Raw genomic sequence first — 20955 nt, 5'->3', positions numbered from 1 at the left:
GAACGGCAAGGCCGGTGGCCAGAGTCGCTTACGTGGCGACTGCTGAAGCAACAATGAGACGTGCTGACAGCCTGTTCCAGGCCGGCGCTGGCAGAAAGGCTATGCTCTCTCTGCCCCCCCTGGCCAGGCTGGCCAGCGGGCACAGCGGCAAGAGACCGGCGACCATTACGTTGCACTTCTGTCTAGCCTTGGCTATAATTGGCGATGAGCAAAGTGTGTCTCCGCGACGAGGGGCGACGGTCTGTCTGCTGGCACTCCCTGCCTCGTCCTGCTTTCCCGTTCTAGCAGCGCCTGCTGACCAGCCAGCAAACAGCGGAGAGCAGCGATGGAGGGGAGCAAGATGCCAGTCGGTCGCTCAAGACTGCGCCGTCGGCCTTGCTGACAGGCGTGGCAGCGTGAGACACAGGGAACTGTACTCGCTAGGGGAGCTTGGTACAGCCAGGCTGAGAACACCACCGGAGTGTGTGGGGGACCCTGAACCGACCTGATCTGGGTAATGCCAGCGAAGGGAACGCGGGTGATCTGGAAAACTGTGGCCTCATCAGCAGAGTCGTCATAGTTTTCTCCTCCTCCATTCTCCTTCATTCTGCTAGTAGCGATTCCTGGCCTGAACGCTCTCCCAGCCTCGTGATCCGCTTTGTGGAGGTCAGGTCATCATGTCTACCACTGAAACCACCGCTACGCCTGCGGGGAGCGGCCTCTCCGCCCGTCTGCGCGAGAGTGTCTTGCCCCTCTGGCAACGGCAATTGCAGCATCCTTTTGTAGTAGCCCTCGGTGACGGCTCTCTGCCGCGCGCCAATTTCGAATTCTACATTCGGCAAGATGCCCTCTTTCTGGACGTGCTGGCCAAGTGTTTCGCCTATGCTGCGACACGTAGCGCAGAGCATGCTGAGATCGAGCAATTTGGCCGTTTGCTGCTCAATACCCTTGTCGTCGAACAGGATTTGCACCGCCGTTACGGCGAGCGCTTCGGGCTGACACCTGAACAGATGGCTGCTACTCCAATGGCTCCCACCAACTACGCCTATACCCGCCACCTGTTGACGATTGCCACCACAGGGACACTGCCAGAAATCATTACCTCCATGCTGCCCTGTGCCTGGATCTATGCCGACGTAGGTACCCATCTGACGGCCAACAAGCCACCAGCGCCTGACCACCCGTATGCAGACTGGCTGCGTACCTATGCCGACCCTGAATTCGACGCTGTTGGGCGCTGGCTCCGCGAGCGCCTGGATGCTCATGCTGAGCGCCTCTCGGCAGAGGCCATTGCTCGCCTCTACGAGATCTTCCGTATCAGCACCTGCTATGAATGGCTCTTCTGGGAAATGGCCTGGCGGCAAGAGCAATGGCCGGCCTGAAAACGGCGTAGCATAGCAGTCGTCCCAGCCACCTCAGCGGACCACTCAGCCTTTGCCAGAAGCCAGAACGGAGCAAAAGAGCGAAGAGGAAAAGAGCAGAGAGAGGAACAATATGAGCGAAGAGCAGAGACTCCCGCGGGCTTTGACCATTGCCGGCTCCGACTCATCCGCTGGCGCCGGCATTCAGGCCGATCTGAAGACCTTCGCCGCCCTGGAGGTCTATGGTCTCTCGGCCATTACGGCCATCACGGCCCAAAACACGCTGGGAGTGCGGGCCGCCTTTGAACTGCCGCCCGAGCTAGTCGAGGCCCAGATCGATGCAGTGCTCGAAGATCTCGGGGCTGATGCCGCCAAGACCGGTATGCTCGCCACGGCGCCCATTATCGAGGCCGTGGCCCGCAGCGTCGTCCGCTGGAAGCTTCGCCTGGTGGTTGATCCCGTAATGGCGGCCAAAAGCGGTGACCCGTTGCTGCAGCCCGAGGCGATCGCGGCCCTGCGCAACAGGCTGCTCCCCCTGGCGGAGGTGGTGACGCCCAACCTGCCAGAGGCCGAGATGCTGGTCGGGCGGCGCATCGCGACCCTGGAAGAGATGCGCACAGCGGCGCGGGCTATTCACGATCTTGGCGCGCGCCATGTAGTTGTCAAGGGAGGGCATCGCCTCGACGCGCCGATCGATGTCTATTTTGATGGGTCCAGCTTCACCGAACTGCACGCCGAACGCATTGAGACCCGCCATACCCACGGCACAGGCTGCACCTTCTCGGCGGCCATTGCCGCTTTCCTGGCCCGCGGCTTACCTGTTGCCGAAGCTGTGGCCGAAGCCAAACACTATGTGACCGAGGCGATCCGCCATGCGCCGGGGCTCGGTCATGGTCACGGACCCACCGAGCATTTCTGGCGCTGGAAACAGGGTCAGAAGGGAGAAGTAGCGTGAGTCAACAGCAAGCAGACGAGCAATCTGGAACGCAAAGGCTGGAAGGGCTAGCGTCCCTGGTAGGAGCGATTCGCGCTCGCAGGCCCCTGGTGCACCACATTACCAACATGGTGGTGATGAACGACACCGCTAACATCACACTGGCCATCGGGGCCTTGCCGGTGATGGCCCATGCGCGTGAAGAAGTAGAAGAGATGGTTAACCTGGCCAGTGCCCTGGTGCTCAATATCGGCACGCTCGCGCCGGAGCAAATTGAGGCCATGCTCCTGGCGGGCCGGCGAGCTAACGCGCGCCAGATCCCCATTGTCCTTGATCCCGTCGGAGCTGGCGCCACCCGTCTGCGCACCGAAAGCGCCCTGCGTCTGCTGCAAGAGCTGCGCATTACTGCTCTGCGCGGCAATGCCTCCGAGGTGGGGGCGCTACTCGGGGTCGCAGGCGAGACGCGCGGCGTTGAAGCCATCTCCCTGGCCGAGGAACGGGAAAGCGTTGCGCAACGGGCGGCGCGCCAGTTCAACTGCTGCGTAGCCATTACGGGGGCCCGCGACGTGATCAGCGATGGCCAGCGTCTGGCCTATGTGGAAAACGGGCATCCATTGCTGGCCAGCATCACTGGTAGCGGCTGCATGGCGACCACACTGGTGGCGGCCTTCCTCACTGTTGAGCAAGATGCCTGGAAGGCCAGTATCGCTGCTCTGGTGGCGCTTGGCCTGGCCGGCGAGCTGGCGGCCCAGAAGGCGGCAGGCCCGGGTACGTTCCGTTCTCACCTGATCGACGCTGTAGCTGCTCTTGATGAGGAGACGATCCATCGGGGTCAGAAAGTGAAGGTGATGGCCTGATGGCTATTCTGCTCCCTTCGGGATGGAAACGTGAGGAATTGATCCCGCGCCTGACTTTGCACGTCCTGACCGACCGCGAATGGTCGCGGGGACGCGACATGCAGACGGTAGCGGCGGCGGCGCTGGCTGGTGGCGCCACGATCATTCAGTTGCGCGACAAGCAGGCGACGACCCGCACCCTGGTCGAAGAGGGCCTGGCCTTGCGCGCGCTGACCCGTCGTCATGGAGCCCTCTTCATTGTCAATGATCGCGTTGATGTGGCACTGGCGGTTGAGGCCGACGGTGCTCACGTTGGGCAGGACGACATGCCTGTCGCCCTGGCGCGCAAGCTACTCGGACCCGGGCGCATCCTCGGGGTCTCGGCGGGCAACCTGGAAGAGGCCGAGCAGGCGGTAGCGGAAGGAGCGGACTACCTGGGCGTTGGCCCGATCTATCCAACGCGTGGTAAGGCCGACGCCGGCCCGGCCACCGGTCCTGAGCTCCTGCGAGCTATCAGCGCCCGCTATCGGGTGCCGCTGGTAGCGATTGGCGGCATCACGGCGGAGAACACACCGGAAGTCATAGCGGCGGGCGCCTGCGGCGTCGCCGTGATCACCGCCGTGGTTCACGCCGAGGACATCGCTGCTGCTGCGCGCGCCATTGTCAGGCAAGTCGAGGCTGCGCGGGCAGCGAGTAGCCTGCCCGAGGGGACCCCCTGACTAGCGGGGTGAAGTGAAATGGTCCCAGCTCTGCACTGAGAGCGGTTCTTCGCGCCCATCGGGCCAGCGCAGGCGCAGCCCGCTGGCGGCGTCCGTCATGCGCCCGATGGGAGTGGGAGGAGCCAGGCCTGCCGCGGCGAAACGCTCCAGGACTGTCTGCTCCTGGCCCGGAGCGACTGTAAAGAGCAGCTCATAGTCTTCGCCGCCGTGCAGGACCCAGGCGAGCGGGTCGCGCGCCAGGATGGCGGCCAGGCTACGCAACTCGGGCGAGAGGGGGAGACGAGCCACCTCGATGCAAGCCCCCACGCCGCTGCGCTCGCAAATGTGGCCCAGGTCACCGCTGAGGCCATCGCTGATATCGATGAGGGCTGTCACAATCTCAGGGCCTAGCTCACTCAGCAGGCGCCCCTCAGCCAGACGTGGTTTCGGCACACGATGGACCGCTCGTAGCCGCTCACAGGCCGCCGGAGGATAGGGGTGGTCTGGATGCAGCAGCGAATACAGGCCCGCCGCCGAGTCGCCCGGGCAACCGGTGACGAAGAGCGTGTCGCCCGCGCGAGCGCCGGAGCGTGTCAGGACGCGCCCGCGCTCGACCTCGCCAAGCAAGGTGATATCGATAGCCAGCGTCTCCGCCGCTCCAGTGCCGCTAACATTACCCCCAATGATCAGCGTCTGGGCGGCAGCCGCTTCCTGGCGCAGGCCGGTGTAGAGGCCGTCCAGCACCTCCAGCGGGCAGCGGCGCGGAATATGCAGCGAGATCAACGCATAGCGTGGCTCGCCTCCCATCGCCGCAATATCGCTGAGATTGATCGCCAGCGCCTTGCGCCCGATCTCCTCCGGCGCGGAGGTCTGTAGCGTAAAATGCACACCCTCAACCTGACTATCGCAGGTCAGCAGCAGCAACCGTGAGCCGCCGTTATCGAGAACAGCGCAATCGTCGCCGATACCAACCACGACCTCCTCGCGTGTCGGTAAACCCGCGGTCAAGCGGGCAATCAGCTCAAATTCGCTCCAGGCCGAACTAGACATCCTTCCCTCAGCCTCCCTCCTGGCTCAAGGCCAAAACCGTAGAGCAGCGCAGGATCGGACAGACAGCAACCTCTCTGGCCAGGGTGCGCTATAGTCTCTGGTAGAGAAGACAATCCTATCTTACTTGTTTCGCGCACGGAGAGACAACCCATGCAACCGCTTATGAGCTTAGACGAGCAGATCAACATTCCTGCTCTCATCGGCGCCTTGCTGCTCTGCCTGGGCTATCTACCCTCCCTCTGGCAGGAGCAGCAGCATCCCCAACCCGAAGCGCCTGCCAGCCAGACCACCTGGCGTCTCGCGGCCTTTCTCACGGCGCTGGTCGCCATGCTCGCGGTCCTGGTCACCCCTATCGACCGTCTAGCCCGTAGCCAACTCTTCCTTATGCACATGTTGCAAGTAATTGTCCTGAGCACCCTGTGTGCGCCCCTCCTCCTCATTGCCATGCCAACCAGGCTGCGCCGTCGCTTGCTGCCAGGCGAGGACCAACACCGGGCTGGCGGAGCCGCCGTACTCCGCTTTCTGACCCAGCCTTTAGCGGCCTCCATCCTCTATAACGGCTTCTTTCTCCTCTGGCACTTGCCGCCACTCTACCTGGTGACCTGCCAGCAAGCGCTGCTCTATGATCTGGCGCTAGTCATCCTCCTGCTCATGGCCCTGCTCAACTGGTGGCCGTTGCTCGGTCCCACAGCAGTCAGCCGCCGCCTCAGCTACCCGGCCCAGATGCTCTATGCCTTTCTTGATGGGCAGCCGATTGACATCTTTGCTTTTCTCCTCGTTTTTTCGGGCACCATCTTTTATCCCATCTATGCCCGCCAGGCGCACCCGCTCATTGCCCCGCTCAGCGATCAAGAAGCCGCTGGGGCCATGCTACTGGTGCCAGGCCTTGTTGACCTGCTCGTCATGACGCCCCTTTTCTTTCGCTGGTTGGCTGAGCTTGAAGCGCGTGCCAGGCTGCGAGATCAGCAGCTCCAGCAAATAGTAGAGGCCGAAGAGCAGCGGCGAGCCTCAGAGCCATTATCTGAGCCATCCGAAGACCAACCAGCCACGCCATCCCCCGGCGCGCCGCGCTCCGAGTAAGCGACCAACGGCCTGGCCGGCAACGGCTGCAGAGGTCTGGGACTGGTTGAGGGCTGAGCCGCATAAGCAGACACCAACTCTCAACCAGCCCAACTTCTACCCCGATCATCCAGAGCCGTCCTCGTGTGACAGCGACTGGACCGCTGAATCAGCCTGCCATTGGAGAAAATGGGATCACCTGGCTGGCGGCCCGGCGGAAGCCCTGGCGATCAAGCGCTACCGCGCCTCAGCGCCGGCACCCCTTGCGGGCGCAGGCGTGGGCGCAGCGAGCGCAAGAGCGCCAGAAGCAGCGAACCATCGTGCTGATGAACGCGATAGAGAGCCAGCCCAATTTTCGGCAGACTCAGCGTCTCCGCATAGACCAGATAGCGGCTCTCCCAGCGCGGCTGAAACTTCTTCTTAAAAGCCAGCAGCGAAGGGCCGCCGGTCAGACCAGCAAGCCGCCCGGTCAAAAAACTGATGCTCGCTCCCAAGAGCGTCGCATCTTCCTGATTGCAATTGCTGAGAGGAGCCAGCCCTAAACTCACCATCTCAGCCCCCTGCTCTTTCAAAAAAAAGAGCGAGCGCGTCAGCAGCAGCTCCATCGTGCCGGGGACCGCCTGCGGTGAGCGACGCATCAGATCCAGGGCCCAGCCGTGGCGCCCATAGATTGGCACAAAAGAAACAAAAGCGTGGACAGTCTGCTGACCATCGACGGCCAGCGCATAGAGCTGAGGAGAGGCCTCAAAGGGATGAAAGCGGCTCATACTGAAACCCATTTCCGTGCCACCTTTCCGCTGGAGCCACTCGCGCGAGATGCGGGCCATCTGCGCCAGATGCTCGGAAGAAGTCACACGCCCCTCATAAAAGACCACCGTCAACCCGGCCTTTTCTGCGCGGCGGGCACTCGTGCGCAGATTGGCCATTGCACCGCCCTGAAGCGAAAAAGAAGGCAACTCGACAATCGCATCTTCACCGATCTTTAACAAGTGCAAGCCAGCAGCGCGATAAGCCGGGGCTAGCTCAGCCCGCACCTGCCAGAAAACTGGCGTCCAATCCTGGCGCTCGCAGAAGGCCACAAACTGGCGGATCAGTGCCGGCAGCTCGGCCTCGGGACCGACAGGATCGCCAGCCACCACCGCTGTTGTTCCCTGGAGCACAAAGCCGATCACGGCCCGGCCCGAATCCGCAAAGAAAAAGGACTTTTCGCCGACCAGCAGATGGTACGAAATCGAATTCTGCCCATAGAGACGCACCAACTCCGCCACCCGCTGGCGCTCACTGGCCTGGGAGAGCAGAGCCGCCGCCACAGGCCGAAAAAGCTGCAGCATCCCATAGCCCACAGCGCTCATGCAGAGCAACGGAAGCGCCCGCGCAAAGAGGAAAGCTGGCGTTCCACGCGGCAAATGGAGATGCGCGCGGCTTAGCAGCTCCAAAAGAACCGTTTCCAGGCCCCAGCGGTCGATCAATGGCTCAAAGTCACTGTGGAGCGTTAAGAAGCCTCCGAGGGTATAGAAAAAGACAATGCCCAAACCCAGCGCCAGCGCCACATAGCCACGAAAGATCGACGGCGGATCACTACGAGCTGCAAAGAGCGGAGCACAACAGGCCAGCAAGGCCGCCAAGGCTAAAACACAGAGAGAAGGGAGCGAGAGACCTCCTCGCGGATGGTGAAGCAGCAAGGCTGAAAACACGAGCAGAATCAGCGTCACCAGCCAGGCCTGACGCTTCCCACGCGCCAGACCATAGGAAAGCATCAGCAGAAAGAAGCCGACCACTACCGTCAAAGGGTGAGCATGTGGGTGAGGCCCTGCCACCGCATCCAGCCAGGCGTTGGGAAGGATATCCCAGGCAGCCAGAGCAGGTACAAAGAGGGAGAGCATGTCAACCAACCCCACCAGACCGATCACCGTGGCAATCCCCAGGCGACTCAGGCGGCGAAGCTGTCGATGAGCAGCGATGCTGCGAGGAAAAGCAACCCCTAGCATAGAATTCCTTCTTTAACTTCTCTTCTGTACTGAGCGATCGAATTGTCTGTCCTGGCCAAAGAAAAACGCAGGCTGCTTCCATGCAGGCCAGCGATCAACCACCTGAAAGGTGCCTGGAGATGCTAGCATCCAGGAGAGTCGGCTCTATCCTTTCAGGTTCCTCTTTTACCTCCGCTAGAGATAGACGCGAGAGCGAGTGAGAAAGTTGCAGAGGCTAGGATTTCTGGAACAGAGATCCCGCCTCATAGCCTGGTAAGGCCAGCCACCAGCGATTACGCCGCCTCTTTGCTTGCATCAGATGCTAATTAAGAATATACTGCATGAAAGAAAAATCTTGTAACAAGAACATGTGGCCAAGCCGATAGAAAGGAGGGGACATGAACTTTGCACTTCTTCACAAGCTTGTCCAGGCGGCAAAACGCGATGGCCTGACCCTGCAATGGAGCCTGATCCATCTGCTTGACCGACTTGAACGCTACGAGCAGCGCCTTGGCTACCTGCGTTACAGAGACATAGACAGCGACGCTGGCGAGGCGCATCAGTTGCGGCTGGATAGCGAGGCCCTGGCTCTCGTGCTGGTAGCTGTCTTAAAAGCCTATCCGGCGGGAGCTGATATCGTCCTCGAAGATCACAACCTGCCCGAGCTGGCCTCTCTCCTCAACGACCTGGCCCCGGAACGTCGCAGCGGAGCGACCCGTGACAGGCACAGCGGAGAGAAGCGAGAACGTCCCTAGCCGGGGGCCCTACCCTACACCTGGGGCGACCAGCAAGGCAGAGCAGAAGCCAGGCGATCCATCCATGCGGAAGCTCAAGCGACAAAGGTTAGTATCTGCTTAGAAAAGCCCACAGCGGAGCTTATCCGCCGCTGCTGCACTTGTCATCCGCGCTAGAAGAGGCTACCCTGTGTAGCAGGAAGAACGAAAGCGAGGCAACGGCGTATGCAAATCGATCAGAGACCAGACAGTCCCCGGCAAGGAAAGCGCGGAAGCGATGGGCATCTGGCCCAGCGTGCCCTGCAGGGAGACACCAGCGCCTTTGAAGCGCTTGTTCAGCGCTACAGTGGCCCGCTTTTCAGCTTCATTTGCCACTTTCTGGGTGACTACGATCAAGCCTGTGATATTTTGCAACAAGTCTTTCTTCAGCTCTACCTCTCGCTGCCAGGCCTTCATCTAGGCGTGCCACTCAAGCCCTGGCTCTTCCAGGTCGCGCGCAATCGCTGTCTTGACGAGCTAAGGAGAAAGCGGGCCGTGACCTTCTCCGAGCTAGAGAGCGGCGGCGAAGAAGAAGAGCTACCAGTGGCCGTGGCGAGCATTGCAGACGGGCGCCCGCTCCCCGAAGATCTGGCCGAGCGTCATGATCTGCAGCAAATACTCTTAGAAGCTATTCAGGATCTACCTCCACGCTTTCGAGCAGTTGTGCTGCTGCGCTATACGGCCCAATTGAGCTTTGCCGAGATTGGGCAAGCGCTCAGCATGCCCGAGGCCACGGCCAAAACCTATTTTCAGCGCTCCAAGCCCCTCTTGCGCGCTGCGCTCAGCGAACAGCTACGAGCCGGGACCCCCTCCTGACAGGCCGAGAGAGGAAGCGGCCTGCCAGGCAGACGGGCCGAGCCGCAGAACGACCTGCAGCCGCTGTGCTGCAGGACCTAGAAATTCGAAGCATCCTTCACCTCCTCGCGATAGAGCGCAGCAATGCGCTCTGCCGTGGTCAGCACCGCCGCCCGCAGGCGAGACGGGCTAAGCACCACAGCCTCACTTCCCAGCGAAAGCACATAGGCCACCGCATCCTGTAGCGACTCCTGCTGCACCCGCACCAGGGCACTACCGTCAGCCTCTTCCTGCAACACCGTATAATTGCCGCGCAAGCGATAGCGCGCTGCCGCCTTCACGCGCAAAGTCACCGCCAGCGGCTGCTCCTTTTCGGCCAGATGGCGCCGCGCCGCCTGCCAGTAAGCCTGCAAATCAAAATTCGAAGATGGTTGAATCCGCTCCTGGCGAACACGCAGATCCTGAATATAGCCAACGCGGAAAGTCTCGACCTGTTGACTGGCGTGACAGAAGGCCACCAGGTACCAGACTCCAGTACGCATCTGGCGCGACGTCTGGCCCTTATAGACCAGGCCGTAGGGGTCCACCCGCAGCCAGCGCAGAGCTGGCATGGCCTGGCGTGTCGTCCACGGATAGAGCAGATCCAGACGGCGCCCCGCCAGCACGGCTTGACGAATACTTTCCAAAAATGCGCCCGTCGCGTCTCCGTCCCAGGCCGTCGTATCAAACAAAATATGCTCGCGCGCAGCCTTGATATCGGCGCGATACTCCTCCGGCAGCGCGGCCTCTAGCTTAAACAAAGCCCGGTGCAGACCGTCGTCGCCGGCGAAAAGACTATAGTTGCCGGCCATATCCACACCGAGCACCAGCGAAACCGCTTCCTCGCGCGTGAAGGCTGTCGCGTCGAACTGGTAGTGATCTGCAAGATAGTAGCCGCCGCCCGGGCCGTAATCCATCGCGATGGGGACATGAGCAAGCGAAAGGGCATCAATATCACGATAAATGGTACGTGCTGAGACTCCCAGAATACTCGCCAGGCGTTGCGCCGTCATCTTCCCGCGTGCTTGCAGGAGCAGGGTAATCGCCAGCAAGCGCTCTATCTTCTGCATACTTCTAGTATGGAACGATCCTTCTGAAAAGACAAGGGATAATGCGGAATACCCTGCTCGATTATGCCGCTTCAGGCATGAATTACCCCTTTACTCCCTCGCGTGACCCTGACCTGACGTGAGGTTGAGAGAGCCGGGCTGTTTCCCCGGTCTGTGAATTTCGCTCTCCGCTCTCCAATTGAGCAAAAGACTGACACCCTTCTGTCAGCTATAGGCGCCTAGACTGTTCCAGGAGGAACACCCAAATCTCCCGATCAGACGGTGCAGCCCCTCGCCGGGCCTGTCCGATAGAAGTCCTCGCCATTGTATCGCTCGCTATCCGTCGAGGCCTGCCAGACCGGAAAGGAACACTTCTCATGTCAGCAATCGTCGCCGAAACGATGCGCAAAACATTCTTTTCCGTCGATATTGCATGGTGGAGAAGCAACTGGCGCATCTGCAAACGCATCATTGGCCTGTTGCGGCCCTACTGGCTGTCTTCGCTCGGTGCGGTCATCTCAATGATCCTGGCCACCGTAGCCGCTCTTGTCGTACCCTGGCTGCTCGCCTGGGTCATCGACGTTGGCATCCGTGGGGGACAGTTTCACAGGCTCCTGCTGGCCGCGGGCGCCATTCTGCTCATCAGCGCGCTACGCGGTCTCTTTTCCTACGGTCAGAGCTATCTCTCTCAGGCCGTTTCCTGCCATGTCGCCTATGATCTGCGCAATCAGGTCTACGACCATCTGCAGCGACTTGACTTCTCTTTTCACGACGATGCCGAAACCGGCCAGCTCATGTCTCGCCTGACCGTTGACATTGAAGGGGTACGCAACTTTATTCCCCTGGGCTTGCTGCGCGCCCTCGTCGCGATTGTGACCTTCGGCGCCGTCGCCATTATTCTCTTGCAGCTTGACATCTTTCTTGCGCTCATCACTCTTATCAGCGTTCCACTCCTGATGTTGCTCGCCGTGCAGGTTGGCAAGCGCCTGCGCCCACTCTGGGAGAAGGTGCAAGAAGAGAACGGGGTCCTTGGCACCATCATGCAAGAGAGCCTGAGCGGCATGCGCATTGTGAAATCCTTTGCCCGCGAGCCGTTCGAAGTCGAGAAATACGACCGGCAGAATCGCAAGCTGCGCGAACTGAATCTGGAGGCCATGCGCCTCTCAGCCTGGAATCAACCCCTGATGGTCCTGGTTCTCAACCTGATCACGGTGCTACTTGTCTGGGTAGGAGGAGTAGCCGTCATTGGGCATCAGCTCAGCCTGGGCACGCTAGTAGCGGTAACACAGTATGTGCTCGTCCTGGGGACACCGACGCGCACCCTGGGCTTTATGGTGACCTGGTTTATGCGCGGCATCTCGTCCGCGGCCCGCATCTTCGAGATTCTGGACACGCCACCCGCCATTACGGACGCGCCGGGTGCGCGCGAGCTGCGAGACGTGCGCGGTCATGTCCGTTACGAGCATGTCTCCTTTGCCTATGCGGGCGGACAAGAGGTACTGCACGATATTTCGATCGAGGCCCGGCCTGGCGAAATTGTGGCCATTCTCGGCGCCACCGGAGCCGGCAAGAGCACCCTCCTCCATCTGCTCCCGCGCTTCTACGACGTGACCGCGGGGCGCATCACCATCGATGGTCATGATATACGCGACCTTACCCTTGCCTCGCTCCGTCGCTCTGTCGGGCTCGTCCTGCAAGACGTCTTTCTCTTCAATGCCACCCTGCGTGAAAACATCGCCTATGGCGTCGAAGAGGTGAGCGATGAGCAGATCATCGCCGCGGCCAAAATCGCCCGCATTCACGATTTCATCTGCAGCCTGCCGAACGGCTACGATACCTGGGTGGGCGAGCGCGGCGTCACCCTTTCGGGAGGGCAAAAGCAGCGCATTGCCATTGCCCGAACCCTACTGCTCAATCCGCGCATTCTCATCCTGGATGACTCGACCTCCAGCGTCGATATGGAGACAGAGTATCTGATTCAGCAGGCCCTGGAGGCGGTCATGCGCGGACGCACAACCTTCGTGGTGGCCTCGCGCCTGCGCACTATCAAGCATGCCCATCAGATTCTCATTCTCGACCGCGGGCGCATTGTCGAACGGGGTACACATGAAAGTCTTCTGGCGCGCAACGGCCTCTATCGTCGTCTCTACGATCTGCAGCTGCGCGAACAAGAAGAATTTGAAGAACGCTATCGTCAACAGCGTGCCATGCGCTATGAGCGTGAGAAGCGAGCACAAGACGAAGAGAGAGAAGTAAAGGCCCAGGCCGGGGCGGAAGAAAGTTGTTGTCAGCAGAGAGGAGGGAAGAGATGAAAGGGCACGGAGACAAGGCTGAGCGACACCAGCGCAGCCGGGCCTATCTGGAGCGGCGGCGCCGGCTCATGTGGGAAGAGAATACCCTGGCCAGCGCCGACGAGAGTGAGACGCGCCGTTTTGACTGGCGCTCCATTCGTCTCTTTGGAGTCTACCTGGCGCGCTACAAAGGCCTCACCATGCTCAGCGTCCTCTTGATGCTGCTCTACACCGCCACCAACCTGGCCAATCCCTACCTGATCGAGGTAGCCATTGACCAGTTTATCACGCGCGCCGACCTGGGGGGCCTGGCCCTGATCTGTCTGATACTCTTACTCGTGAACATTGTGATGTGGCAAGCGCAGTACTGGCAAATCTGGACCATGTCGTGGGCCGGTCAGCAAGTGCTCTATCTGCTCAGCTCCGACATGTTTCGCCATCTGCAGCAGCTCTCGCTGAGCTTTTACGATCGCACCCAGATCGGGCGTGTCATGTCGCGCCTGCAAAGCGATATCGACGTACTAGAGAGCATGCTCAGCTCGGGCCTGCTCTCCATTCTTGGCTCACTGGTGGCCCTGGTGGGCATCATAGGCGCTATGGTAGCAATGAATGCCTGGCTGGCCCTGCTCTCCTTCGCCGTCCTGCCAGTCATGTTTGTCATTGCCGCCTTCTGGTCGCGCCATGCCGAGCGCTCCTTCCGGCGCACGCGGGCGGCCATCTCGCTGGTGAATGCCACGCTACAGGAGAATATTTCAGGCATGCGCGTCATCCAAAGTCTGGCGCGCGAAGGGCGCAACCGTCAGGAATTCGATGAGCTAAACGCCTACAACCGCGATACCAATCTGGAGGCGAACCGCATTTCCTCGCTCGTGCTGCCACTGGTGGAGGTTGTAGCGGCGATCGCCATCGCCCTGGTGGTGGTCTACGGCGGTATGGAAGTTGCCCGCGGCAGCCTGCAGATCGGCGTACTCGTCGCCTTTACCCTTTACATTAACCGCTTCTTTGATCCCATCCGGGAGCTAAGCATGCAATATACCCAGCTCCAGCGTGCGGCTGTTGCTGCCGAGCGCATCTATCAGATTCTCTCGATTCCGGTGGAGATTACAGACAAGCCAGGCGCCCGTGAGCTGCCACCGATCCGCGGCGAGATCGAATTTCGCGCTGTCACCTTTGGCTATACGCCCCGCTATACAGTGCTGCGTGGACTGAACCTACACATCAGACCTGGGCAGACAGTGGCCATTGTCGGGCCGACAGGGGCCGGCAAAACGACCATTGCCGGTCTGGTCACGCGTTTCTACGACGTCCAGGAGGGAGCTGTCCTGATCGACGGCCACGATGTGCGCGACGTCACGCAGCGCTCGCTGCGCCGGCAGATCGGCGTCGTGCCGCAGGACCCCTTTCTCTTTACAGGAACAATCAAGGAGAACATCCGCTACGGTCGGCTCGAAGCCAGCGATGAGGAAGTGGTGGCGGCGGCGCGCGCTGTGGGCTTACACGAGCTGGTTGAGCGTCTTCCCCAGGGGTATGAAACACCCATTCGCGAGCGGGGGCGTAACCTGAGCATGGGCCAGAGACAACTGATTGCCTTTGCGCGGGCTCTGTTGGCTGATCCGCGCATCCTCATTCTGGATGAGGCCACCGCCAACATTGACACCGTCACGGAGCTGATCGTCCAGCAAGGCCTGCAGCGCCTGCTGCAAGGGCGTACCGCTATTGTCATCGCTCACCGCCTCTCGACGATCAAGAGCGCCGATCTGATCGTCGTGCTCCAGCAAGGCCAGGTCGTCGAGCAGGGCAAACATGAAGAGCTGCTGGCGCGTAACGGCGTCTACGCCAAGCTCTACGCGATGGGCTTCCGCGAGGCGACAAGCTCCGAAACGGGCGAAGCTGCGCAGCACAAGGAGGCGCAGTCACTGCAGGAGTGGGCTATCTCCTAGACTGGGGCAGTCAAGCCGAACGGGCAGGCCGCGCATAACATGCTGAAGAAAACTGATCAGCGGGGCTGCTCCGCTGTGCCGGCTTGACAGAGCGGGGGAGAGCTTCTTATCATCAATCATAGATAGGATGGTTGTCAGGTGGTAGCGTGGCCTGCCCGGGATGTGCAGGACCGCCATCGCCCAGGTGCCGCGCGGCTTTTCTCCTCCGCTAGCCGGCTACCTCGCGGGATGAGCCTGGTTGCTCCTGACGCATTGCTCCCCAAAGGGCATGCTGTAGTGTGCCACCGTCGTTATCGCGCCGGGGTTATTTCCCCCTTGGCGGGACGGTGATGCGCATCTCGTCCTGTACTGCCGCGCTACTGCCCTTGTGAAAAGGAGCTTTATGCGAGTTGAAACGCAGACTGAAGCCGATCCTGATCGACGTACGACTGTAGTCCCACCAACCACTCCTGTTCCTCAGTCCCTGATCCCCTGGTGGGATGACCTTGATCCCGTTGTCCGAGCCGAATTGCACCTTCCGGACATCGCCGATGAAGGCCCTCCCGCCCAACCGCTGGATGTCATCGTGATTGGGGCTGGCGTTGCTGGCTTAAGCGCGGCCCTGAGCGCCCGACGTACTGGCGCACGTGTGCTGGTGCTGGAGCGTCATGCGCTGATTGGCTACGGTACAAGTGGGCGCAATGCTGGCATTTTAAGCGTTGGTATCAATGCCGACCTGACGACTCTGCCTTCAGGACATCCAGCGCTTGCCCTCTGGCCTGCCACGACTGAAGTGCTGTTCTCGCTGGTCAGGGAGGCAGCTCTCCCCGATTCGCTGCTCTCCCTGCGCCTGACAGGCTCGCTGAGTCTGGCCGAGACGATCAGCGGAGCCCGCAATCTGGCGCGCGAGGCGCATCTGCGGCTGCGCATGGGCCTGCGAGCGGAGCTGTGGACGCCGGCGCAAGTAGCGGAGGCTACCAGGGGCCGGCTGAATGTGCGCACAGTCTATGCGGCCCTGTGGCTGCCGGATGAGGCGCGAGTACACCCGCTGACCCTGCTGGCTCACCTGGCGCGACGCGCGCGCCGTGCTGGCGTTGAGCTGCGTGGCAACGCCCAGGTGATTACCTACGAAGAGGTGCCTTTGCCCGGTGGAGTCAGTGGCTGGCGCTTGCATCTGGCTAACGGGTGCACGCTGCTGACACGCGGCCTGGTCCTGGCCGTCGGTCCGGGTGCTCGCCCCAATGCGCGCCTGTATGCTCTGGCCTTCCGCGCCGAGCTGCCGCCCGATTTCCCCATCTTCGGGGATGCTTTGCCTTATACCTATGCGGACTTCAGACCGGGTGAGGGGCGGCTCACAGTCACCGGCGGTCGCTATGGCCGCGCCGGTGTAACGCGCAATGATGCCCATTATCATTGCCGGCTGAAGGAGCTAACCTATCGCTGGCTGCCTGAGCTGGCGGAACAGGAGCCGGCCTACACCTGGGCTGTAGACCTGGAAGTCACCCCGCAGATGGTCCCCGAGTTGCATTCTCTGGGGGCCGTAGCGCCTGCCCTGGCTGTCGAAGGGCTGGGCGCTCTGGGAATGCTCCCGGGGATGGTGCTGGGCGAGCGCGCCGGCGAGCAAGTCGCCACCGCGGTAAGCCACTAATGCGGCGTGGCATGCCTCTCCTCACCTTTGCAGAGGAGCGCCTTCCTCGCTGAAGTGAGTGAGTAAGGGCGTCGGGCGGGCGGGCATATGCTGGCTCTGCAACAGCAGCGAGCGGTGAGCGGTGCCTGCCCGACGCCCGCGTCCGGCTCCCCCTGCGTGCAGGACGAGCCAGACAGACAGCTCCTTGCAGAAAGCCTTCCTTTCCTCCTTCCTCCCTATTCCTGCCTTTCTTGCCCGCCTCCAAAGCCGTGCTGAGGCTGGCCTGGCGTCGCCAATCGGCGGCCCTTTCGCAGGCCAGAGCAGATCAATGGGCTTGCCAAGTTGCTCATCTCCTGGTACTCTTGTGCCAGGAGGTACAAATGAATAGTTGTATAGATCACATAGCCACTTGCCCCCTGCATGCTCTCGGCGGAGGGAGCGGGAGGGGGCAGGAGCGGACAAGCGCGTATACATGCCTTTCATTGCAGGCATGGTCGCGTTTTATATAATACTGTGGTCACAGGTAGAAAAGAGTTCTCTTCTCCTGGGAATACTCCACAGTGTGAGATACCAGCCGTCAAATCAATGACCAGTGAAGGAGTACGTATTTGGGCAGATTCACCTTTCAAGGAGCGCATCTCGTCGATGCACTGGCTGAGCTGTCTAGCAGCAGCATGACTGTTGCTGATGGGCGTATTGAGCAGCTAGGTGAGGAGGGGGAGCAGCCGGGCTTAGTCATCGAGGCTGAGGACGCCATCATTCTGCCGGGCTTCATCGATGTTCACACGCATGGCGGGGGTGGTTTTAATCTCAGCACTGCGGACGCCAGCGAGATCTGTGCCTATGCCCGCTGGGCGCCTGGCAGCGGGACCACGGCCTTTCTCGTCGGAGTGATAGGGGTGCCATATGCCCTGCCGGAGCAGCAGCTGAGAGCGGCAGTCGAGGCCATTGAGCGCTGTCAGGCGAGTCAAGAGCCGCTGGCGGAGCCGCTAGGCATTCATCTAGAGGGCCCCTATCTCAACATTGCGCGGCGGGGGGCGCACCTGCCCGAGTGGCTGCGCCAGCCCAGCGAGGCGGAGGCCGAGCGCATCCTGGAGCTGACACGCGGGCATCTCCGGCTTGTGACCCTGGCGCCCGAATTACCGGGGGCTGAGGCCATGATTCGCCGCTTTCTCGACGCAGGGGTGACTGTGAGCCTGGGGCATTCCGACGCCTCCTATGAGCAGGCGCGGCGGGCCTTTGCCCTGGGAGTGAGCCATGTGACGCACTGCTTTAACGCCATGCGTCCTCTCCATCATCGGGAGCCTGGGCCGCTTGGGGCCCTGGTCGAGGCGGGGCATGTGCGTGGTGAGTTGATTGTCGATGGGGTCCATGTCCATCCAGCGGCCATGAAGGCGCTGGTGAAGGCGCTCGGACCTGAGCGCACGGTGGTCATTACCGATGCGCTCTGTGGCGCGGGCAGCCCGGAACGCTCCTTTGAGTTTGGGGGGCAGCGGGCGACCGTGATCGATGGGGCGGCGCGTCTACCCGATGGCACCATCACAGGAAGCGTGCTGACGATGGAGCAAGCCCTGCGCAACGTCGTCCAGATGCTTGGCTTCTCCTTGCGCGAGGCTGCGCGCATGCTGGCCTACAATCCTGCCCTGGCTGCCGGCGTCGGCGAACGCAAAGGCCGCCTGCAACGCGGCTATGACGCCGACCTACTCATTTTCGATCAGGCGCTTCTCCTCCAAGCGGTGCTGTGCCGTGGCCGACTGGCCTTCGTCAGCGAGTCCTGGCGCCCGCGGCTGGCCCCCCTGATGGAATAGATGACAAGACAAAGGATGCCCCGGACGTTGGCCGGGGCATTGCTTTGTCTTCTGAGCTGAGTCTGTCGAATTTCGCACGCCGAGGGGGATAACTGGCCAGCAGACTTAGAGCGTCAGCGTCACCTTCTGGAGGCCGCGCGGCACATCGGGATTGTAGCCACGGGTCAGCGCCAGGTGCAGGGCCAGCACCTGGCCGGGCACAATCGCTGTTATCGGACTCAGCCAGTCTGGCACCCCCCTGACCAGGGGTAAGGGCGTGCGCGCCAGGGCCAGGGCCTCTGCTTCCTCAGAGATCACCAGCAGCTCAGCGCCGCGGCGTCCCAGTTCCTCGGCCAGCTCATGCATATCGGCATAGGTGGCATCGCGCGGCATAATCAAAATAGCTGGCAGGCCGCTATCGACGGTAGCGATCGGGCCGTGGCGGAAGTCCGCCGACGAATAGGCGTTCGCCATCACATAAGTCAGCTCCTTGAGCTTGAGAGTCAGCTCAAAAGCTGTAGCGTAGTTAAAGCCCCGTCCGATCACCACGCAGCGATCCATATAGCGATAGCGCTCAGCCAGGCGGGCAATCTCATCGGCCTGGGCCAGCACCTGGGAGACGGCGGAAGGCAGGGCCTCCAGGGCGGCAAAGTGACTGGACCGCTGCGGGCTCCAGGCGGCAGCGAACAGCGCCAGGGCCGTAAGCTGGGCGGTATAGGTCTTGGTTGCTGCGACGCTGCGCTCAGGTCCAGCGTGCAGCGCGACCACATGGTCGGCGGCCTGGGCCAGGGGTGAGCTGGCATCGTTAGTAATGGCCAGCGTTGGACGGCCCTGGCGGCGCCCCTCTTCGAGTACCGCAACGATATCGGGCGACTGACCCGATTGCGAGATGCCGACTACAAGGGCCCCGTCCAGGCGCGGGGGCCGAGCATAGAGCGTATAGAGCGAGGGCGTGGCCAGCGCGATGGGATGGCCGGCCAGGGCCGCCCAGACATATTTCGCGTAGAGTGCGGCGTGATCCGATGATCCCCGGGCTGCAATCAGAACATAATTGAACGGGGGCAGCGCGGCAACAATCTGCTCTACATGGGGGCGTTCCCGTTCGAGCAGGCGGGCAAGAACCTCGGGCTGACTGCGTATCTCTTGCTCTAGCAATGATGAGGACATGCAGAGTATTCTCCGTTCGCTCGTGGTCGAGTCGCTTGCCTTCGCAAGCGGTCTGCCTGCCAGCGGCAGGCGTGGCGAGGCGGCTCCGCCTCCTGTGCTGGCGCGCACAGGGCGCAAGGAGAAGCGGCTTAGCCCAGCCAGCGGCCACCACGTCACTATCCTACCACGTTGTTGGCCGCTTGCCCACCATCTGACTCAGCCCTGACCTGGCAGCCCCTGACGCGCGGTTGCCAGTCAGCCCAGGCTGCAGCGGCCACCAGAGCCGGGGGCTATCACTGCCTGTCAGTCCGTCTCAGTCCCAGAGGTAGCCTCCAGGCGCGCCTTACGCAGGCGAGCCTGCAGATAGTGGGGATCAAGGCGCAGAGCTTCCTCAACGGCGGCCAGGGCCTCAGAGCGGCGTCCGAGGACGCCCAAGGCCCAGGCTTTACCATCCCAGGCGGGCACATAGCGCTTGTCCCGCCGTAGAGCCTCCTCGAAGGAAGCAAGCGCCTCCTCATGGCGGGCCAGCAGACAAAGGCAGGCCCCCCGCAGGTACCAGGCAGAAGGATCATCGGGCACCAGAGCTAAGGCGCGTTCGACCGCGGCCAGGGCTTCGGGATAGCGAATCGCCCCCCACAGCTCGCGCGCATAGCTCAACCAGAAGGACGCCTGTTCGCGCCCCGAATCCTCAGACTGCCCATGCTCGTCAATCTTCTGCTGAGACATCTTCTCCCCTCTCCTCAGCGCACTCACTCGCTCCACAGCAACTGGCCGCCGCAGGGCCAGGCCAAGAAGGCTGGTCTTGCCTTCCAGGGCGATCCCGCTTCCGACGGGAGCTTCAGGCCCTTATGGCCGGGGATGATCCTCACCTGGCTGAGCGCGCAGCGCCTCCTGATAGGCTTCCCAGGTATCGACATCAAAAGAGGCAAGCGTCTCCTCAGCCTGCGCCTCGACAAGCATAAGCTCGGCGCGGTGGCGCTCAATGACGCGACGCCCACCCTCGTCGCCCTCGACCTCCAACAGCTCTGGAAAGAGCGTAGAGGCGAAGAGCACCGGATTGCCGCGTCGCCCTCCATAGCTGGGCGCGACGATCGGGCGACCGGAGCTGTGCCAGGCGGCGATCAGGCGGTCAATCAGCCGGGCGGAGATAAAAGGCTGATCGCCAAGGAAAATCAGCGCGCTCGCGGGCTGCGGCTCATGCAGACGGGCCGCGCGAGCAAGCAGGGCCTGGAGACCGCAGCGCAGCGAGGTACTCATCCCTTGAGCATAGGCGGAATTGACAACCAGCTCAACTGCTGAATGAGAAGCGTACTCGCCCAGGGCCGCACGCACCTCCTCAGCGCGGTGGCCCAGAACAATCACCAGAGGGCGAGCCCGCGAGGCAAGGATCGCCTCCACGCTGTGCTGTACCAGCGGGCGCCCCGCAAGCGGCAAGAGCAGCTTATGCCGATCCGCACCCATGCGGCTAGAAGTCCCTGCGGCCAGCAAAATAGCGGCGCTCACTGGCTCTGCGCTCACGATTGCCCCTCCGCGTACCTGGCATTCAACTCTCGCTGGCTTGTCGCTCATGCTATAATAGCACTTGACCGCGCGCAGCCGCGATCTGCAAGACAAGACTGCTCTCATAGTATATCATCATCAGCTC

General features: G+C 61.6%; 18 protein-coding genes. 12 read left to right on the top strand and 6 right to left on the bottom strand.

The window, feature by feature from the left end; all coding sequences use genetic code 11:
• Positions 1–656: 656 nt before the first annotated feature.
• The 4 genes from tenA to thiE all read left to right on the top strand — a co-directional run bounded on the left by tenA (position 657) and on the right by thiE (position 3829).
• On the top strand, positions 657–1361 hold the full coding sequence (tenA, locus tag AC6H1L_RS03980) for a thiaminase II (protein WP_497600250.1): 705 nt from the start codon (positions 657–659) through the stop codon (positions 1359–1361).
• Between the two features lie 112 nt (positions 1362–1473).
• Positions 1474–2295 carry a bifunctional hydroxymethylpyrimidine kinase/phosphomethylpyrimidine kinase gene (gene thiD, locus AC6H1L_RS03975; RefSeq protein ID WP_497600249.1) on the top strand — a complete coding sequence of 274 codons (822 nt, stop codon included), beginning with the start codon at positions 1474–1476 and terminating at the stop codon, positions 2293–2295.
• 38 nt (positions 2296–2333) lie between these two features.
• Positions 2334–3131, top strand: coding sequence for a hydroxyethylthiazole kinase (gene thiM / locus AC6H1L_RS03970; RefSeq protein ID WP_497601505.1), 798 nt, complete (start codon positions 2334–2336; stop codon positions 3129–3131).
• Positions 3131–3829, top strand: coding sequence for a thiamine phosphate synthase (thiE, locus tag AC6H1L_RS03965; protein WP_497600248.1), 699 nt, complete (start codon positions 3131–3133; stop codon positions 3827–3829). Before thiM ends, thiE begins: the two co-directional genes overlap by 1 nt.
• Here the strand turns inward: thiE and thiL are convergent, their stop codons facing one another.
• A complete protein-coding gene (gene thiL, locus AC6H1L_RS03960) occupies positions 3830–4858 on the bottom strand; it encodes a thiamine-phosphate kinase (protein ID WP_497600247.1) in 1029 nt (342 codons plus the stop codon).
• 162 nt (positions 4859–5020) lie between these two features.
• On the opposite strand from thiL, the gene AC6H1L_RS03955 reads away from it, so the two are divergent.
• Positions 5021–5938, top strand: coding sequence for a cytochrome c oxidase assembly protein (locus tag AC6H1L_RS03955; RefSeq protein ID WP_497600246.1), 918 nt, complete (start codon positions 5021–5023; stop codon positions 5936–5938).
• A gap of 209 nt (positions 5939–6147) precedes the next feature.
• On the opposite strand, the gene AC6H1L_RS03950 is transcribed toward AC6H1L_RS03955, so the two are convergent.
• A complete protein-coding gene (locus tag AC6H1L_RS03950) occupies positions 6148–7905 on the bottom strand; it encodes a bifunctional lysylphosphatidylglycerol flippase/synthetase MprF (RefSeq protein ID WP_497600245.1) in 1758 nt (585 codons plus the stop codon).
• A 377-nt stretch (positions 7906–8282) separates the two neighbouring features.
• Here AC6H1L_RS03950 and AC6H1L_RS03945 point away from each other — a divergent pair, with 377 nt between their 5' ends.
• Positions 8283–8639, top strand: coding sequence for a hypothetical protein (locus tag AC6H1L_RS03945; protein ID WP_497600244.1), 357 nt, complete (start codon positions 8283–8285; stop codon positions 8637–8639).
• Positions 8640–8843: 204 nt separating this feature from the next.
• Positions 8844–9473 (top strand): RNA polymerase sigma factor, encoded by a 630-nt coding sequence (locus AC6H1L_RS03940; protein WP_497600243.1) that lies wholly within the window; start codon positions 8844–8846, stop codon positions 9471–9473.
• Positions 9474–9550: 77 nt separating this feature from the next.
• Here AC6H1L_RS03940 and AC6H1L_RS03935 read toward each other — a convergent pair whose 3' ends face one another.
• The gene (locus AC6H1L_RS03935) at positions 9551–10561 is read right to left on the bottom strand and encodes a helix-turn-helix transcriptional regulator (protein WP_497600242.1); all 1011 of its coding nucleotides are present in this window, start codon (positions 10559–10561) and stop codon (positions 9551–9553) included.
• A gap of 356 nt (positions 10562–10917) precedes the next feature.
• Between AC6H1L_RS03935 and AC6H1L_RS03930 the strand changes: the two genes are divergently transcribed.
• The 4 genes from AC6H1L_RS03930 (at position 10918) to nagA (ending at position 18185) form a co-directional block, all read left to right on the top strand.
• On the top strand, positions 10918–12852 hold the full coding sequence (locus AC6H1L_RS03930; protein ID WP_497600241.1) for an ABC transporter ATP-binding protein: 1935 nt from the start codon (positions 10918–10920) through the stop codon (positions 12850–12852).
• Positions 12849–14771 (top strand): ABC transporter ATP-binding protein, encoded by a 1923-nt coding sequence (locus AC6H1L_RS03925; RefSeq protein ID WP_497600240.1) that lies wholly within the window; start codon positions 12849–12851, stop codon positions 14769–14771. The genes AC6H1L_RS03930 and AC6H1L_RS03925 overlap by 4 nt, the downstream gene beginning before the upstream one ends.
• Positions 14772–15153: 382 nt before the next feature.
• The gene (locus AC6H1L_RS03920) at positions 15154–16398 is read left to right on the top strand and encodes an NAD(P)/FAD-dependent oxidoreductase (RefSeq protein ID WP_497600239.1); all 1245 of its coding nucleotides are present in this window, start codon (positions 15154–15156) and stop codon (positions 16396–16398) included.
• A 587-nt stretch (positions 16399–16985) separates the two neighbouring features.
• Positions 16986–18185 (top strand): N-acetylglucosamine-6-phosphate deacetylase, encoded by a 1200-nt coding sequence (gene nagA, locus AC6H1L_RS03915; RefSeq protein WP_497600238.1) that lies wholly within the window; start codon positions 16986–16988, stop codon positions 18183–18185.
• A 105-nt stretch (positions 18186–18290) separates the two neighbouring features.
• Here the strand turns inward: nagA and AC6H1L_RS03910 are convergent, their stop codons facing one another.
• Positions 18291–19331 (bottom strand): SIS domain-containing protein, encoded by a 1041-nt coding sequence (locus AC6H1L_RS03910; RefSeq protein ID WP_497600237.1) that lies wholly within the window; start codon positions 19329–19331, stop codon positions 18291–18293.
• On the opposite strand from AC6H1L_RS03910, the gene AC6H1L_RS03905 reads away from it, so the two are divergent.
• On the top strand, positions 19330–19536 hold the full coding sequence (locus AC6H1L_RS03905; RefSeq protein ID WP_497600236.1) for a hypothetical protein: 207 nt from the start codon (positions 19330–19332) through the stop codon (positions 19534–19536). The two genes, AC6H1L_RS03910 and AC6H1L_RS03905, sit on opposite strands and share 2 nt — an antisense overlap.
• Positions 19537–19613: 77 nt before the next feature.
• Here AC6H1L_RS03905 and AC6H1L_RS03900 read toward each other — a convergent pair whose 3' ends face one another.
• Both AC6H1L_RS03900 and AC6H1L_RS03895 read right to left on the bottom strand, forming a co-directional pair.
• On the bottom strand, positions 19614–20036 hold the full coding sequence (locus AC6H1L_RS03900) for a tetratricopeptide repeat protein (protein ID WP_497600235.1): 423 nt from the start codon (positions 20034–20036) through the stop codon (positions 19614–19616).
• A gap of 120 nt (positions 20037–20156) precedes the next feature.
• A complete protein-coding gene (locus tag AC6H1L_RS03895) occupies positions 20157–20828 on the bottom strand; it encodes a nucleotidyltransferase family protein (RefSeq protein ID WP_497600234.1) in 672 nt (223 codons plus the stop codon).
• Positions 20829–20955: the final 127 nt, after the last annotated feature.

This window comes from Thermogemmatispora argillosa (assembly GCF_059696725.1).
This window is presented reverse-complemented; position numbering and strand designations above follow the sequence as displayed.

Bases quoted from the DNA above. Each gene is read 5' to 3' on its own strand.
- tenA (WP_497600250.1), top strand. From the start codon at position 657: ATGTCTACCACTGAAACCACCGCTACGCCTGCGGGGAGCGGCCTCTCC.
- thiD (WP_497600249.1), top strand. From the start codon at position 1,474: ATGAGCGAAGAGCAGAGACTCCCGCGGGCTTTGACCATTGCCGGCTCC.
- thiE (WP_497600248.1), top strand. From the start codon at position 3,131: ATGGCTATTCTGCTCCCTTCGGGATGGAAACGTGAGGAATTGATCCCG.
- thiL (WP_497600247.1), bottom strand. From the start codon at position 4,858: ATGTCTAGTTCGGCCTGGAGCGAATTTGAGCTGATTGCCCGCTTGACC.
- AC6H1L_RS03955 (WP_497600246.1), top strand. From the start codon at position 5,021: ATGAGCTTAGACGAGCAGATCAACATTCCTGCTCTCATCGGCGCCTTG.
- AC6H1L_RS03950 (WP_497600245.1), bottom strand. From the start codon at position 7,905: ATGCTAGGGGTTGCTTTTCCTCGCAGCATCGCTGCTCATCGACAGCTT.
- AC6H1L_RS03945 (WP_497600244.1), top strand. From the start codon at position 8,283: ATGAACTTTGCACTTCTTCACAAGCTTGTCCAGGCGGCAAAACGCGAT.
- AC6H1L_RS03940 (WP_497600243.1), top strand. From the start codon at position 8,844: ATGCAAATCGATCAGAGACCAGACAGTCCCCGGCAAGGAAAGCGCGGA.
- AC6H1L_RS03935 (WP_497600242.1), bottom strand. From the start codon at position 10,561: ATGCAGAAGATAGAGCGCTTGCTGGCGATTACCCTGCTCCTGCAAGCA.
- AC6H1L_RS03930 (WP_497600241.1), top strand. From the start codon at position 10,918: ATGTCAGCAATCGTCGCCGAAACGATGCGCAAAACATTCTTTTCCGTC.
- AC6H1L_RS03925 (WP_497600240.1), top strand. From the start codon at position 12,849: ATGAAAGGGCACGGAGACAAGGCTGAGCGACACCAGCGCAGCCGGGCC.
- AC6H1L_RS03920 (WP_497600239.1), top strand. From the start codon at position 15,154: ATGCGAGTTGAAACGCAGACTGAAGCCGATCCTGATCGACGTACGACT.
- AC6H1L_RS03905 (WP_497600236.1), top strand. From the start codon at position 19,330: ATGCAGAGTATTCTCCGTTCGCTCGTGGTCGAGTCGCTTGCCTTCGCA.
- AC6H1L_RS03910 (WP_497600237.1), bottom strand. From the start codon at position 19,331: ATGTCCTCATCATTGCTAGAGCAAGAGATACGCAGTCAGCCCGAGGTT.
- AC6H1L_RS03900 (WP_497600235.1), bottom strand. From the start codon at position 20,036: ATGTCTCAGCAGAAGATTGACGAGCATGGGCAGTCTGAGGATTCGGGG.